Annotated in this window: 12 protein-coding genes; 6 read left to right on the top strand and 6 right to left on the bottom strand. The window is 73.9% G+C overall.

Annotation, left to right across the window (positions count from 1 at the left end):
* Positions 1-21: 21 nt before the first annotated feature.
* The 5 genes from HD597_RS24580 to HD597_RS24560 form a co-directional block, all read right to left on the bottom strand.
* On the bottom strand, positions 22-1176 hold the full coding sequence (locus HD597_RS24580) for a cysteine desulfurase family protein (protein WP_253745057.1): 1155 nt from the start codon (positions 1174-1176) through the stop codon (positions 22-24).
* 93 nt (positions 1177-1269) lie between these two features.
* On the bottom strand, positions 1270-1608 hold the full coding sequence (locus tag HD597_RS24575; protein ID WP_253745056.1) for a YciI family protein: 339 nt from the start codon (positions 1606-1608) through the stop codon (positions 1270-1272).
* Between the two features lie 353 nt (positions 1609-1961).
* Positions 1962-2372 (bottom strand): DUF5360 family protein, encoded by a 411-nt coding sequence (locus HD597_RS24570; protein ID WP_253745055.1) that lies wholly within the window; start codon positions 2370-2372, stop codon positions 1962-1964.
* Positions 2356-2907: a TetR/AcrR family transcriptional regulator gene (locus HD597_RS24565; RefSeq protein WP_253745054.1), complete on the bottom strand. Its 552-nt coding sequence runs from the start codon at positions 2905-2907 to the stop codon at positions 2356-2358. The genes HD597_RS24570 and HD597_RS24565 overlap by 17 nt, the downstream gene beginning before the upstream one ends.
* 47 nt (positions 2908-2954) lie before the next feature.
* On the bottom strand, positions 2955-3956 hold the full coding sequence (locus HD597_RS24560; protein WP_253745053.1) for an NADP-dependent oxidoreductase: 1002 nt from the start codon (positions 3954-3956) through the stop codon (positions 2955-2957).
* 99 nt (positions 3957-4055) lie between these two features.
* On the opposite strand from HD597_RS24560, the gene HD597_RS24555 reads away from it, so the two are divergent.
* From HD597_RS24555 to HD597_RS24535, 5 genes are all read left to right on the top strand, one after another.
* Positions 4056-7142: an AfsR/SARP family transcriptional regulator gene (locus HD597_RS24555; protein ID WP_253745052.1), complete on the top strand. Its 3087-nt coding sequence runs from the start codon at positions 4056-4058 to the stop codon at positions 7140-7142.
* Between the two features lie 191 nt (positions 7143-7333).
* Positions 7334-9652, top strand: a complete 2319-nt coding sequence (locus HD597_RS24550) for a tetratricopeptide repeat protein (RefSeq protein ID WP_253745051.1) — start codon at positions 7334-7336, stop codon at positions 9650-9652.
* Between the two features lie 192 nt (positions 9653-9844).
* On the top strand, positions 9845-10483 hold the full coding sequence (locus HD597_RS24545) for a hypothetical protein (RefSeq protein WP_253745050.1): 639 nt from the start codon (positions 9845-9847) through the stop codon (positions 10481-10483).
* 94 nt (positions 10484-10577) lie between these two features.
* Complete coding sequence (locus HD597_RS24540; RefSeq protein ID WP_253745049.1) at positions 10578-12644, top strand: SpoIIE family protein phosphatase; 2067 nt, start codon at positions 10578-10580, stop codon at positions 12642-12644.
* Positions 12645-12698: 54 nt separating this feature from the next.
* The gene (locus HD597_RS24535; protein WP_253745048.1) at positions 12699-13424 is read left to right on the top strand and encodes a carbonic anhydrase; all 726 of its coding nucleotides are present in this window, start codon (positions 12699-12701) and stop codon (positions 13422-13424) included.
* 13 nt (positions 13425-13437) lie between these two features.
* Here the strand turns inward: HD597_RS24535 and HD597_RS24530 are convergent, their stop codons facing one another.
* Entirely contained in the window at positions 13438-14052 is a 615-nt protein-coding gene (locus HD597_RS24530; RefSeq protein ID WP_253745047.1) for a TetR/AcrR family transcriptional regulator, read from the bottom strand.
* A 161-nt stretch (positions 14053-14213) separates the two neighbouring features.
* Between HD597_RS24530 and HD597_RS24525 the strand changes: the two genes are divergently transcribed.
* On the top strand, positions 14214-15728 hold the full coding sequence (locus tag HD597_RS24525) for an alkaline phosphatase D family protein (RefSeq protein ID WP_253745046.1): 1515 nt from the start codon (positions 14214-14216) through the stop codon (positions 15726-15728).
* Positions 15729-15756 lie beyond the last annotated feature (28 nt).

Raw genomic sequence — 15756 nt, 5'->3', positions numbered from 1 at the left:
GCGCGCGACGGCCGGCAGCATCTAAGGAGTGGCGGCCTGGGCGATGAGCCGGGCGGCGCGCAGCACCTCGGCTTCGGTGCTCCACCGGCCGAGCGACAGGCGCAGCGCGGACAGCGCTCGCCGTTCCGGCAGGCCCATCGCCGTCAGCACGGGGGAGGGGCGGTCGATGCCTTCGTGGCAGGCCGACCCGGTGGAGGCGGCGATCCCGGGCACGGCGGCCAGCAGGTCACGCCCGCGGACGCCCTCGATGCTGACGTTCAGCGTGCCGGGCAGGCGTTCGGCGGGATGGCCGTTGAGCCGCACGCGGCCCGGCAGCAGCCTCTCCAGCTCGCCGTGCAGCAGGTCGCGCAGCCCGGCCAGGCGGGCGGCGCTGCCGGGCAGCTCCCCGGAGGCGAGCTCGGCGGCGTGGCCGAGCGCGGCGATGAAGGCGACGTTCTCCGTGCCGGCGCGCAGGCCGCCCTCCTGGCCGCCGCCGTGGATGATCGGCAGCAGCGGGGTGCCGGTGCGCACGTACAGGGCGCCGACGCCCTTGGGGGCGTACATCTTGTGGCCGACCACGGTCAGCAGGTCCACGTCCAGGGCGGCCACGTCCAGGGGCAGCTTGCCGCAGGCCTGGGCGGCGTCGGTGTGGAACAGCGCCCCGGCGGCGTGCGCGAGCGCGGCCAGCTCGGTGATCGGTTGCAGGGTGCCGGTCTCGCTGTTGCCGCAGGCGATCGACACCAGCGCGGTCGGCTGCTCGGCGAGCGCCTCCCGCAGGTCCGCCGGGCGTACGCGGCCGTGGTGGTCCACCGGCAGCAGCCGGACGGTGAAGCCGTCGCGGCGCAGGCCGCGGCAGGACTCCAGCACGGCGGGATGCTCGGTGGCCAGGCTGACGACCTGGCGCCGACCCGGGTCCGGGACGGCGAGCGCGGCTCCGCGCACGGCGAGCGTGTCGGCCTCCGAGCCGCCGCCGGTGAAGACGATCTCGCCGGGGGAGGCGCCGAGCAGGCCGGCGACCTGGCGGCGGGCCAGGTCGAGGGCCTGGCGGGGTGCGCGGGCGTAGTGGTGGCCGCTGGAGGGGTTGCCGAAATGCGAGCCCAGGTACGGGAGCGCCGCCTGCGCCACGGCGGGATCGACCGGGGTGGTGGCGTTGTAGTCCAGGTAGATCGGGCCGTCGGCGAGGGCGGGATGCGTCATGGGTGTGCTTCTATCAGGGTTTCGCGTACGGCGCGGTGGCGTTCGGAGGCCGGCCCGCGTGCTCGCCCGCCACGCGGGCCGGCCGCTCCCGGCTCAGGCGACGGGGCGGATCTCCACGACCGGGCAGGCCGGCCACGAGCGGGCGATCTTCAGCGCCTCGTCCAGATCGGCCACCTCGACCTCGGCGAACCCGCTCACCACCTCCTTGCCCTCGACGAACGGCCCGTCGGTGACGACCGGCTCGCCCTGCCCCAGGCGCACCGTGGTGGCGGTGTGCACCGGAGCCAGGTGCGTGTGATGGGTGATCCGGTCGGCGTGGTCGGCGAACCACCGCGTCACGGCCGCGTAGGCGGCCTGCTGCTCCAGCTCGCCCATCGCCTCCAGCTTCTGGGCGAACTCCTCGGTCTCGACGAACATCATCACGTATCTCACGTCGTTCTCCCTGCTTGAGGTCGTGGTGGGCGGGGCGTACAGGCCGATGCCGTTCCCGTACGGGCCGGCCACCGTGGCGTAAGGCCTCCCCCGGAACGCGTCGAACGGCCCGGTCGCCGGGGTGCTCCTTATCCCAGAGACGATCGGCCGGGCCTCCGGCACGACATGCGCGCCGAAATCTTCCCTGGTTCGTCCGGCGGGGGGCGATGACCGCTCCGGTCATGAGCTCCCGGTGGCCGTCAGGCCGTTCAGGAGGAGGCCGAGGCCGGCGACGAACCGGTCGCGCAGGCCGGCGGTGACGCGGCTCGTCACGGGTGGGCCGGGAGGCGCGACGGACGAGGCGGCGTCGCGTCCTACGCCTCGCTCGGGATCCCCGCCGGCCGGGACCGCGCGAGGCAGACGATGGCGGGGATCGGGAAGAGCATGAGGTAGAGGTTCGGCAGCCACCAGGCCGGCGAGAAGTCGCCCCGCAACGTCCAGAACGCGATCGCCATCAAGCCGGACGCCATCGTCAGCACCAGCGAGATCAGCATCAGCCCCGGCCCCGACGCCGACCTCCGGCGCAGGAGGTGCAAACTGGCCAGCCCGGTGGCGCTGGCGGCCAGGTCGATCCAGAGGAACGACCAGTTCCAGTCGGCCATCACCGGGTCGGAGTAGCCGTTGAACGCCCATTCGGGCGGGATCAGCCCCAGCCCCGTGACGGTGAAGTAGGCGACGAACGCCACGTCCGTGATCAGCATCAGCACCTTAGTGACGGGCAGCACGGCCGATCTCCTCCATCAGGTAACGCCTGGTCCGTTCGTGCAGCTCCGGGTCCGGCTCGCCGAGCCCGAGGAGCCGGGCCGACCACCAGCCGTCGATGGCCAGCCGTACCGCCGTCGCCACGGCAGGGTCGATGCCGTCGTCGGCCAGCCTGGCCTGCCAGGCGGCGAATCGTTCTCGCAGCGGCGCCAGCCCGGCCGGGTCCACGAGCACCGCGGCCAGCAGGGCGGCGGTCGCCCGGTCGGCGGGAGTCCTGGCCGTGGTGTGACGTTCGGGGATCGTCGCGTTCAGGTAGGCGCGCAGGAAGTCGCCCGGCTCGGCGCCCGTCGCGGCCAGGGCCTGGTCGAAGGCTCCGGTCAGCCGGTCGACCATGGCGGCGACCAGGGCCTGTTTGGTGGGGAAGTGGTAGAACAGGCCGCCCTTCGACACGCCCGCGCGCCGGGCCACCGCTTCCAGAGTGAGGGCTTCGGCCCCGTCGGACAGCAGGACCTCGGCCGCGGCGTCGAGCAGTCGTTCCTTCGAACTGGGTCGTGGCATGAACAAACTGTACCGGCTGACCGGTACAGTTTGCCTTGCCGGACAGGTCAGAGCCTGACCAGCATCTTCCCGACGTTGCCGCCGCGCATCATGTCCAGGAACGCGGCGGGCGCCCGCTCGATCCCCTCGGCGACTGTCACCTCCGTGTGCAGGGAGCCGTCCGCCAGCCAGCCGGCCGCCTTGGCGATCCACTCGGGAAAGAGGTGGAAGTAGGAGTTGACCAGCATGCCGCGCAGCGTGGCGTCCTTGGCGGCCAGAGCGAACAGGTTGCCCGGGCCGGGGACGGGCTCGGTGGCGTTGTAGGAGCTGATCGCGCCCACCATCGCGATCCTGCCGCCGTGACGCAGCGCGTCGATGGCCGCCACCAGGTGGTCGCCGCCGACGTGGTCGACGTAGACGTCGATGCCCTCCGGAGCGGCCGAGGCCAGTTGCCCGGCCACCGAGCCGGCCCGGTAGTCGATCGCGGCGTCGTAGCCGAAGTCCTGCACGAGCTTCTTCGCCTTCAGCGGCCCGCCCGCCGAGCCGATCACGCGGGAGGCGCCGAGCTTGCGGGCGAGCTGCCCGGCGACGGTGCCGACCGCCCCGGCCGCCGCCGAGACGAAGACGACGTCGCCCTCCCGTACGGGCGCGACCTGCGTCAGCGCCGCGTAGGCGGTCAGCCCGGTGGTGCCCAGCACGCCCAGCCACGCCTGCGCGGGCGCCAGGCCGAGATCGGCGACGGTCGCGGCCTCGGCGTCCACGACGGCGTACTCGCGCCAGCCCAGGAAGTGCACGACGGCCGTGCCCACCGGGATCCCGGCCGCCCGCGAGGCCACGACCTCGCCGATCGCCGAGCCGTCCAGGGGCGCGCCGAGCCGGAACGGCGGCAGGTAGGACTCGGCGTCGTGCATCCGCTCACGCATGTAGGGATCGACCGACATCCAGGTGTTGCGCACCAGGACCTGGCCCTCGGCCAGGTCGGGCAGCGCGGTGGTGACCAGCGTGAAGTCGTCCGCGCCGGGCTCGCCGACGGGGCGGGCGGCCAGGTGGATCTCACGGTTCACGGTCATGGTGGTGCTCCTTGCTCGTGGTGTGCTGTCTGCTCGGGCTCCACGGTGGACCGGGGTGCGCATGATCCGCTGGGGGTTCGCTGCGGGTACGGTGACCTGGTGCGATTCGGTGTACTTGGCCCCCTTTCCGTGTGGGCCGGCGACGGGCGGCTCGTACGGGTCCCCGAGGTGAAGGTCCGGGCGCTGCTGGCCGACCTGCTGGCCCACGAGGGACGTCCCGTGTCGCCCGACCGCCTGGCCCAGGACCTGTGGGGGGACGACCCGCCGGGCAACCCCGTCAACACGCTGCAGACCAAGGTGTCCCAGCTGCGCCGCTCCCTGGAGCAGGCGGAGCCGGGAGGCCGCGAGCTGGTGGCCTTCCAGGCGGCGGGCTACGTCCTGCGCGCCGCCGACGTGGACGCCGCGCGTTTCGCCGGGCTGCTCGACCGGGCCCGCGCCGCCGCCGACCCGCGGGCGAAGGCCGGGCTGCTGTCGGACGCCCTGGCGTTGTGGCGCGGCCCGGCCTACGCCGACTTCGCGGACGAGGAGTTCGCCCGCGTCGCGGCCACCCGGCTGGAGGAGCAGCGCCTGACCGCGCTGGAGGAGCAGGCGGAGGTACGGCTGGAGCTGGGCGAGCACAGCCCGATGGCCGACGAGCTGGGCGAGCTGGTGGCCGCGCACCCGCTGCGCGAACGCCTGCGCGCCGCCCACCTGCGCGCGCTCTACCGGTCCGGACGGCAGGCGGAGGCGCTGGCCGGGTACGACGACCTGCGGCGCCGGCTGGCCGACGAGCTGGGCCTCGACCCCGGGCCCGAGCTGGCCGGCCTCCACCGGGCGATGCTGCGCCAGGACCCCTCGCTGGCGCCCCCGCGCCCGCGGACGAACCTGCCCGCCCCCCTCACCGAGCTGATCGGCCGTGAGGAGGCCGTGGCCGAGGTCGGCGCCCTGCTCGGCGCGGCCCGGCTGGTCACGCTGACCGGTCCGGGAGGGGTCGGCAAGACCAGGCTCGCCCTGGCGGTCGCCGGCCTGGCCGCCGACGCCTTCCCCGACGGGGTGTGGCTGGTCGAGCTGGCGGGAGTCTCGGGTGAGACGGCGACCGTGGCCGAGGTGGTGGCCGCGGGGCTGGAGGTGCGCGACGACACGGCGACCGGTGCGCGTCCCGGCGTGCGCCCGGCCGGCCTGGCGCAGCGGCTCGCCGACGCCCTGCGCGGCCGGCGGCTGCTGCTCGTGCTGGACAACTGCGAGCACGTGGTCGGACCGGTCGCCGACCTGGTGGACCTGCTTCTGCGGGCCGCACCCGGCCTGCGCGTGCTGGCCACCAGCCAGGAGTCGCTGGCGATCCCCGGCGAGACGCTGTACGCGGTCCCGCCGCTCGCGCTGCCGGTGCCCGGAGAGGACCCGGCGCGGGCCGCGTCCGTGCGGCTGTTCGTGGCCCGTGCCGCGGCCACCGCGCCCGGGTTCGTGCTGGACGAGGCCGGCGCGCCCTCGGTGGCGGCGATCTGCCGCAGGCTGGACGGCCTGCCGCTGGCGCTGGAACTGGCCGCCGCCCGGGTGCGCACGCTGGGCGTCCGCGGCGTGGCCGACCGGCTGGACGACCGCTTCCACCTGCTCACCGTCTCGGGCCGGGGACGGCCCGCCCGCCAGCAGACGCTGCGCGCGGTGATCGACTGGAGCTGGGAGCAGCTCACCGAGCAGCAGCGGCTGATCCTGCTCCGGCTCGCCGTCCACCCGGGAGGCTGCACGCTGGAGGCGGCCGAGGCGGTGTGCGGGGAGCCCGGTGCGGACGTCGCCGACCTGCTGGACCAGCTGGTGGCCAGGTCGATGGTCGAGTCCTCCGGAGGGATCCGCTTCCGGCTGCTGGAGTCGATCGCCGCGTACTGCCTCGACCGGCTCGCCGGCGACGACCCGGCCTTCCAGCGCCGCGACCTGTACTACACCGAGCTGGCCGAACGGGCCGCGCCTCACCTGCACGGCCCCGCACAGCGCCAGTGGCTGGACCGCCTCGACACCGAGGCGCCCAACCTGCGGGCCACCCTGGAGCACACCACCGACCCCGCGCAGGCCCTGCGCCTGGTCGACGCCCTGGCGTGGTACTGGTACCTGCGCGGCCGGCACCGCGAGGCCCGCGCCTGTCTCGCCGCGGCCCTGGCGCTGCCCGGCGCGGAGTCCTCCAGGACGGCGGCGTGGGAGGCCGGGTTCGCCATGCTGACCGGCGACGGCACCGACCTGCTGCGGCGCAGCCGTACCGCGGCGCGGGCGCTGGAGACCTCCGACGCGCGGTCACGCTGGTTCCTCGCGCTCGCCCACCTGAGCTTCGGGGACGCCGCCACCGCCGAGGGCCTGCTGACGGAGGCGCTGGCCGGGTTCCGCGCCGCCGACGACCGCTGGGGCGAGGCGGCGGCGCTGGCGAGCCGCGCCAAGCAGGCGATGTTCCAGGGCGACCACGCCCTGGCCGAGCGGGCCGGCGCCCGGAGCCTGGCGAGCTTCGACGAGCTGGGCGACGGCTGGGGACGGCTGCAGGCCTCCGACATGCTCGGCTACCTCGCCGAGATCAACGGCGACTACGACCGGGCAGGACGGCTGCACCGGGAGGGCCTGCGCGTCGCGGAGGACCTGAGGTTGTGGACCGACGCGTCCTACCGGCTGTCCAGCCTCGGCCGGCTCGCCCTGCTGACCGGGGATCTGGACGGGTCCCGGGAGCTGCACGAGCGGGGGATGCGCCTGGCGGCCGAGCAGTCCAGCGGCTTCGCCGAGGAGTTCGCCCGGGTCGGCCTCGGCCTCGTGGCCCGCCGCGCCGGCGACCTCGACACCGCGCAGCGGCTTTTCGAGCAGTCGCTGGCCTGGAACCGCCGCCTGGAAGAAGACTACGGCCTGCCCTTCTACGGGGTGACGCTGCTGCTGGCCGAGCTCGGCTTCATCGCCGAGCAGCGCGGCGACCCCGCCGCGGCCAGGTCGCTGCACGAGGAGGGACTGGCCGCGGCCCGCGAGGTCGGCGACCCGCGCGCCATCGCCCTGGCCAGGGAAGGTCTGGCCGGGGTCGCGGCGGCCGAGGGGGCCCACGAGGAGGCGGCGGCCCTGCTGGGGGAGGCCGCCGCGCTCAGGGAGTCGGTCGGCGCGCCCCTGCCGCCCGCCGAACGCGGCGACGTCGACCGGATCGCCGCCGCCGTACGCGCCGCGCTGGGGGAGAAGGCGCCGCCCTTGCCCTGACCTCAGGGGCAGGAAGGACCTGCGGCGACCTCGCCGGCCTGCCGGCGGCCGGGAGCTGGACGCGCATGTCGGCCGGAGACGGCGGCTCCTGCGATTCAACAACCTCAGGACACCGTTTGTTGACAGAATGACGGGCGGGACCGGCGCCCTTCAGCCCGCCGACCCGGCCGACAGCAACCAGAGGTGATCCGATGGCAGGTGCACCACGGGCCCAGCGGCGAGGGCGCCTGGTCATCGTCGCGTTGGGCCCGATGGCCGGCGTGGCGGCCGGAGGGCTCACCAACCTGCTCACCATGACGTGGAACTGGTGGCTGTTCGGAGGGCTGGCGCTGACGACCAGCCTGCTGAGCGCCGGCACGCTGATCGCCCTGCCGCGCGGCCACCCGCCGCACCCCGCGACGCTCCAGGCGGAGGACGCGCAGGCCGGTTCGGTGCTGCGGCCTCCGTCCGGCACCCGGGTCTTCGTCGGCCGCGGCAAGGACCTGCGCCGCCTGACGGCCCCGGCTCCCGAGGGGGACCGGCCCGGACCTCTCGTCATGGTCATCACCGGCATGCCCGGGACCGGCAAGACGGAGCTGGCCATCTGCGCCGCCCGGGCGCTGGCCGCACGCTACCCCGACGGACTGTTCTGGCTGGGCCTGCGCACCTACACCGCGACCGAGTCCCAGATGACCAGCACCGAAGCCCTGCGCACCCTGCTCAACGCCCTCGACGTGCCCTCCGACCCGAACGCCACCGGAGTCACGGCGCTCAGCCGCACCTGGCAGGCCGCCACCACAGGCAAGAAGATGCTGATCGTCCTGGACGACGCCGACACCGCCGGGCAGATCCGCCCGCTGCTGCCCGCGGCCGAAGGATCGGCGATCCTGGTCACCACCCGCCACGTGCTGGTCGGCCTCGACCCCGACCACAGCATCACCCTGCAACCGTTGACGCGCGGCCAGGCCGCCCAGCTGGCCAGAGCCGTCCTGCGCCGTGCCGGGCTGAACGACCCGCAGGCCGTGGCCGCGATCGCCGACGCCTTCCGGCTCCCGCTCGCCATCCGTCAGATGAGCGACCTGAAGGCGGCCAATCCCGCCCACGACCTCCTCGCCGCCCCGGTGGGGACGGCCGGCGACGAGACCTCCGCCGCGTTCGCCCGTTCGCTGGCCGCTCTGGCCAAGCCCGCTCGCCTCGTGCTCCGCCGCGCCGCCCACTACCCCGGCTCGCTGATCACCGCGCCGATCGCGGCCGTACTCGCCGGCCAGCCGGTCGACGAGGCCGCCACCATGCTGGCCACCCTCTACCAGCGCGGTCTGCTCATTCCGGACAACCGCGCCAGCGGCGGCTATCGCATGCACGACGCCGTCCGCACAGCCGCCTTGCTCGAGTCCGACCGGCACGACAGCGCCAGGCACCTGGCCGCCGCCGACGAACGACTCTTCCGGTACACGAACAGCACCATCGACGCCGCGGTTCTCTCGATCGACTCCAGCGCCTCCGTCACCTGCCTGAGCACGGGCGGGGACGACGGCCGGGTGCCGCCTCCCCGGCACGAGTCCGATGTCGCCGCGCTGCGATGGCTCGACCGGCATCACACAGATCTGCTCGCCGTGGCCCGCCGGTGCCTTTCCGCACGCTCGCCCCAGACCTGGCGCCTGGTCCACAACCTGCAGCCCTACCAGCGGATGCGCGGCTTCTACACCGAGATCATCGAGCTGAACAGCCAGGCGCTCGGCTTGGCCCAGAACGCCGGCGACCTGCTCGGCCAGGCCGCCATGCACCAGAACCTCGGCCTGGTCGACATGCGTACGAGCGACCACCTCACCGCGCTCGCCCGCTTCCGGATCTCACTCGAGCTGTACGCCCAGGCCGGCAACCAGGCCGGCCAGCGGATGATCCACCACGAGCTCTGCAACGTCCACAAGTGGCTCGGCGACTTCGCCCGGGCCCGGGCGCACGCCACCTTCTGCTTCGAAGCCGCCTCCTCGGGAGAGGACCTCACCGAACAGGCATTCGCCCATTCCAGCCTCGGCACCCTCGACCGCCTGGAAGGCCGCTACACCGCCGCCCGCGAACACCTCACCCGCTCGATGGAGCTGTTCGAGCAGGCCGGGCAACGCCGTGGCCTCGGCATCTGCCATCGGCAGCTCGGCATGCTGGAGGAGCACCTGGGCCGCCACCACGACGCGCGAGCCCACCTGGACCAGGCCCTCTCCCTGTTCGAGAAGCTGGGAGATCTCATGAACCAGGCCGACACCCACCACAACCTGGCCGTCGTCCATCGCGGGCTGGGCTCTCCCGCCACGGCTCACGAGCACGCCGTCACCGCCCTCACCCTCGCCTGCCAGATCAGCCACTTCCAGGGACAAGCCGACGCGCACGCCGAACTCGCCCGCCTGGCCCGATCCGCCGGCGACCACCCGGCCGCGCACGTCCACCTTCGCCACGCCCACGACCTCAACCGGCGCTTCCGGCACGCACGCGAATCCGGACGGCCCGGCCCCCCGGCGCCGCTGGAACCTCGCTAGCCCGAGCTCCCTCGCGGATCAGCCGGGCAGGGCCGCCGCCGCGCCGCTGCCGTCCGGCCCGGCACGGCGTGCTCACGCCGATCGACATGCCTCTGAGGTATGCGCACATACGCGATCGGTGTTCGCCTCAGCGGAACGGCGTCTCGCAGACTTCAGGTGCCGATCGCCCACCAGCAGGGGAGCGCCCCGTCCATGAGCGCCGCCGGTTTCCCGAACGCCGTCACCCTGCCGTCCACCGGCGACCTCCTCACCGGGTACGACCCGCGCTACTTCCTGCCCGCCGACTGCGCCGGCGAGGTCGCCTCCATGCCCGCCATCGCCACCGGGCTGACGCGGGACACGCCCCTGGCGGCCATGCCGCTGCTCGTCGTGACGGCACGCACGACGCGGCGCTGCTGCCCGAGTTCGCCCAGGCCGGGGAGTCCGGGCTGTGGACGGCGCACCTCGGCGTCATCCTCGTCTGCCTCCTGTGCGCCGCCATCCCCGGACTCCCCGGCCTGGCCGCCCTCTCCGTGGCCGAGGACCTGCGCACCGGCGGGAGGCGTGGCCGCGGCGACGCGAGGCCCGCCGTTCGTCATCCACCCCGGCAAGGCCGGCTTCCAGGCCGACCCGATCTTCCTGGGGGCCGACGAGGAGCACGTCGTGGACGTTCACCGCGGCTGGACCACCCAGGGCGACGGCGAGGTGGACACCCTGTGGGCGCTGGTGTGGCACTTCGACGCCGGCGGCAGGGCCGACCGGGTGGTCAACCTCTCCGCCGACCAGCACCGGATGGACGCCTTCATGTGGGCCGACTACCGCCTGGCCCCGACCCCGGAGGGGCTCGCGTGAGGCAGGGCCGCGCCGCCGATGGGGTTCGCCGAGTTCGTGGCCCGCCCACCATGGGTAGGGCTGAGAGAGCTTGTGACCGTCGGGGGAGGTCACGATGGAGGTCGCAGATCGCGGGGGCGGCAATCTCTCGTTCGAGATGCTGGACCGGGCGCCGGTGGGGATGGCGGCGACGCGGGGGCCGGAGCACCGGCTGATCTACAGCAACGCCATGTACCGGTCGCAGGTGAGCGATCCCCGCGGCGGGATGCCGGTGGAGGAGGCGTTCGCGACCTTCGTGCTGCCGCACTACCGTGCCGGCTTCGACCGGGTGTACGCCACGGGGGAGCCGGTCGTCAGGTCCGCCGAGGAGGCGTTGCCGATTCCCGGCGCCCGGGCGCCGGGGGAGCACTTCTTCACCTTCAGCCTGTCGCGGGTGGCCTTCGGCGGCGGCGAGTACGGCGTGCTCGTGATGGTGATGGACGTGACCGAGCAGTGCACCACCGCGCGCCAGATGACGGCCGTCGCCGAGGAGCGCCGCCGCATCCTGCGGCGCTACGAGAGCCTGATGCGCCTGAGCGTGGACATCTTCTGGGTGACCAGCGGCGACGGGTACGTGTCCGAGCCGAGCCCGAGCTGGGAACGGGTGACCGGGCAGGAGTGGGAGGAGTACCGCGGGCAGCGCTGGCTGCGCACGGTCCACCCCGACGACCGGCCCGCCACGATCACCTCCTGGTCGCACGCCGTCAGCAACGCCGCCACCGAGATGTGGGAGCACGTCTACCGGCTGCGCACCCGTGACGGCTACCGGCACTTCCAGCTCCGCGCGGTGCCGATCTGCCAGGACGGCCAGGTGGTGGAGTGGGTGGGCAGCTCCGTCGACATCGAGCAGCAGTGGCGGGACCAGCGGCGCCAGCGCCTGCTCGACCGCGCCGCCACCGCCACGGCGCAGTTGCGGAGCCTGGAGGAGATGCTCGGCGCGCTGGCCGACGTGATCGTGCCGGAGCTGGCCGACGGCTGCGGCGTCTACCTCGTCACCGACCTGACCGGCGAACGGCACGGCGGCGCCCCCTTCATCATCGAGCGGGTGGCCACCGCCGCACGTCCCGGCGTCAGGCGGCTGCCGCCCTACAGCGAGGAGCAGCTCCCCGCCGGCAACGCCTTCGTACAGGCCGTGCGGTGCCGCCGGCCCCTGCTGATGACGTTCCCCGTCGGCTCGCCCCCGTCGCAGGTCGCCCCCGCGGGCACCCTCCCGTGGTTGCGGGCGAACGACGCCAACAGCGCCCTGATCCTCCCGGTCGTGGTCGACGGCGGCGTTCCCGCGGTGGGCTGCGCGGTGACGTGCGGCGACCGCCCGGCGATCGGCCGGGACGACATCACCCTGCTGACCCGCATGTTCGATCACGCCCACGACGCTCTGAGCAGGGCCATCCGCTTCCAGCGCGCGCAGCAGATCGCGCTGGCCCTGCAGTACAGCCTGCTCGCCGATCCGCCGCGCCTGCCCGACCTGCGGATCGTCGCCCGCTACCGGGCCAGCCCGTCGGCGGCGGACGTGGGCGGCGACTGGTACGACTCCTTCGTCCTGCCCGACGGCGTCCCGGCGCTGGTCATCGGGGACGTGTCCGGCCACGACCTGAGCGCCGCCGTCGCGATGAGCCAGCTGCGCAACATGCTCCGCGCGCTGGCGATGGACCGCCGCGAACCGCCGGGCGACATCCTGACCAGGCTCAACGTGGCGATGGAGTCGCTGTCGGGCGACGTCACCGCCACCTGCGTGTACGCCCGCGTGGAGGAGCTCGACGGCGGCTACCGCCTGCGGTACGCCTCGGCCGGGCATCCGCCGCCCCTGCTGGTCACGCCCGACGGCCGGGGCCGCTTCCTGGAGGGCGGCGTCAGCCCGCTGCTCGGCTTCCCCGACGCCGGGCCGCGCGGCTCGCAGGTCGAGCCGTTGCCGCCGGGCAGCACGCTGCTGCTGTACACCGACGGTCTCGTCGAGCGGCCCGGCGAACATCTCGACGAGGGGCTGGGGCGGCTGCGCCGCCTGGCCGAGTCGGTCGCCGGCGAGCCGGTGGACAGGTTCTGCGACTCGGTGGTCAGCGGGCTTCCGACGAGCGGGCTGGACGACATCGCCGTGATGGCACTCCGACTGCCCGGGAAGCCTTCGTCCTTGTGCACCCATGACTGAACACATAGCGTGTCTTCACCAGTACTCGTAGTAGTGAAGAACGGCGGTGGAGAGATGCGGCACTCCGGCGGCCCGGAGCGGCGGGCGCTGCTCGCGGGAGCACTGTCCGTGGCGGCGGCCTGCCTGGCAGGCTGTTCCTCGTCGGATCCGGCGGACGGCGCGCGCCAGGAGGGCCCGCCGCGCACGCCGGAGGCCGCCTACGATCGGCTGATGGCGGGCAACGGCCGCTGGGTGAGCAACGAGCTGCGGCACCCCGATCGCGACCCCACCCGCCGGCAACTGCTGGCCACCAGCCAGCAGCCGTACGGCGCGGTGCTGTCCTGCATCGATTCGCGGGTGCCGCCCGAGCTCGTCTTCGACACCGGCCTGGGCGACCTGTTCGTCATGCGCAGCGGCGGGGCGGCGCTGGGGCCCGTGATCACCGGCTCCGTCGAGTACGGGCCGATGACCAGCGGGACCCCGCTGATCGTGGTCCTCGGGCACCAGCGGTGCGGCGCGGTCTCGGCCGCCTACCAGGCCCTGCGGGACGGCCGGTCGCTGCCGGGCAACCTCCAGGCGATCACACAGGCCCTGCGCCCGGCGTACGAGCAGGTCGCGGGGGAGCGCCACGCCGACCCCGCCGATGCGATGGCCAGGGCGCAGGTGAAGCTGACGGCCGACGCCCTGCGCGGCAACCAGGACCTCGCGCCGCTGGTGGCCAAGGGGGCGCTGGCCGTGGTCGGCGCGTACTACTCCCTCGACACCGGCGAGGTCGAGACCCTGAACGGCGCGCCCGCGTGAACCGGCCCCCGGCTCATCCGTACAGCCCGGCGATCTCGTCGAGCAGCCGGTCACGCGCCACCTGGGGCTCGACGACGCCGGTGAGAACGTAGGCGGCCAGCCCCTCGGCCAGGGCCACCAGGGCCAGGGCCGTGTCATCGGCCCGCACGTCGCCGCGGACGCGCCCGGCCTCCTGGTCCCTGCGGATGAGCTGCGCCATCTGGTGGTGGAAGCCGGCGTACAGGACGCGCAGCCGGGCCGCGATGCTCTCCTCGGCGAAGCCGAGAGCGTGGAAGGACTGGCGTACGCGCATGTGGGCCTCGGTGGCGGCGTCGTACGGGATGAGCTCGGTCAGCACGGTGGTGAGCACCAGGCGGGGGTCGGCGGAATCGGGGTCGGAGCCGGTCTTCCGCCTGATGCGCACGCCGGACAGCTCGTTGCCGCGCTCGAAGGCGGCCTCGATGAGCTGGCGCTTGGCGGGGAAGTAGTGCTGCACCCGGCCCGGTGAGATGCCGGCCTGGCCGGCGACGGTGGTCAGCGACACGGCGGCCAGGCCGCGCTCGGCGACGATCGCGAGCACGGCGTCGGCGATCTCGTCACGCCGCTGCTCGTGGTGCGCCCCTTGGCCCCGGGTACGTCTGCCGGCCACGTGACCGCCTTCTCGATGTGCTCACACTGGATTGACGCGTTCAGTGTAGCGAGGGTCTGCCCGGGCGACGTCGGCTGAGGGAGTGCCCGAGTCTGTTCTTTCCCAGCGGCTGGCGTGTCCCGCCCGGACGGGCGCCGATCGCGGCGATCATGCTTGCTGTGTTGAGCAGGAGGTCATTCCTGGCGGCGGGGCTCTACTCGGGCGTGCCGTCGCTGATCCCGTCGCTGACGCCGCCGGCGTCCTTCGGCGAGCCGTTCACGCTGGGCGTCGCCAGCGGCGACCCGGACCCGGGCGGGTTCGTGCTGTGGACCCGCCTGGCGCCCGCGCCGCTGGCCGAGGACGGGCTCGGCGGCATGCCGGAGGCTCCCGTGCCGGTGCACTGGCAGGTCTCCACCGACCCCGCGGGCAAGAACGTCGTGCGCCGCGGCACGCAGGAGGCGGTGCGGGAGTGGGCGCACACCGTCCACGTCGAGGTCACGGGGCTGCGGCCGGGCAGGCCGTACTGGTACCGCTTCAAGGCGGGCACGCACCTGTCGCCGACCGGGCGCGCGCTGACCACGCCCGCGCCCGGCACGACGGCGCGCCCGCTGCGCATGGCCGTCTGCTCCTGCGCCAACTACCAGCACGGCTACTTCACCGCCTACGCCGCGATCGCGTCCGAGCGACCGGATCTCGTCCTCAACCTCGGTGACTACATCTACGAGCAGGGCAGCGACCAGCAGCTCGCGCCGGGCGGCAACGTCCGCGACCACCAGGGCGCGCAGGCCGTGACCCTGGCGGACTACCGGCGCAGGCACGCCCTGTACAAGACCGACCCCGACCTGCGGGCCGCCCACGCCGCCGCGCCGTGGGTGGTCGTCCTGGACGACCACGAGGTGCTCAACAACTGGACCAGCCTCATCCCGGCCGAGCGCCGCCGCGCCGCCTTCCGCGCCTACTACGAGCACATGCCGCTGCGGAGCGGCGCCCGGGCCGGCGGCGCGGCCGTCCAGCTCTACCGGCGCCTGCGCTGGGGCGACCTCGCCGCCCTGCACGTGCTCGACACCCGGCAGTACCGCGACCCGCACCTGTGCGGCGCCGGCTTCCGCAGCTGCACGCTCCCGGCGGGGCCGAGCCGTACGATGCTCGGCCTGGACCAGGAGCAGTGGCTGCTCGACGGCCTGTCCCGGTCCCGGGCCCGCTGGGACCTCATCGGCCAGCAGGTCTTCTTCGGGCAGCGCGACCGTGACCCCGGCATCGAGCGGCTGGTCCGGCAGGACGCCTGGGACGGCTACACCGCCGCCCGCCAGCGCGTCACCGAGGGCTGGATCCAGGCCAAGGCCCGCAACGTGGCCGTCCTCACCGGCGACGTGCACGCCCACTGGGCGGGGAACCTCGTCCTCGACTACGACGACCCGGCCTCCCGCCCGATCGGCGCCGAGTTCGCCGTCACCTCCATCACCAGCGGCGGCGACGGCCACGACCTGGATCAGGCGGCGGACCCGCTCCTGGCGGCCAACCCGCACCTGAAGCTGCACCTTCGCCATCGCGGGTATCTCATGTTGCAGGTCACCCCGAGCGCCCTGACCGCCGACTTCAAGATCCTCCGGTACGTCAGCAGGCCGGGCGCGCCCGCGGAGAAGGGGGCCACGCTCGTCCTGCCCGATCGCGGCCAGGGACTGACCTCCTCCACTTGACGTGCCGGGGTCACATATTTGTTGCAGT

Source organism: Nonomuraea thailandensis (assembly GCF_024172165.1).
In the GTDB taxonomy this organism is placed as follows: domain Bacteria; phylum Actinomycetota; class Actinomycetes; order Streptosporangiales; family Streptosporangiaceae; genus Nonomuraea; species Nonomuraea thailandensis.
The sequence above is the reverse complement of the archived record's forward strand: the minus strand, read 5'-3'. Positions and strand labels throughout refer to the sequence as shown.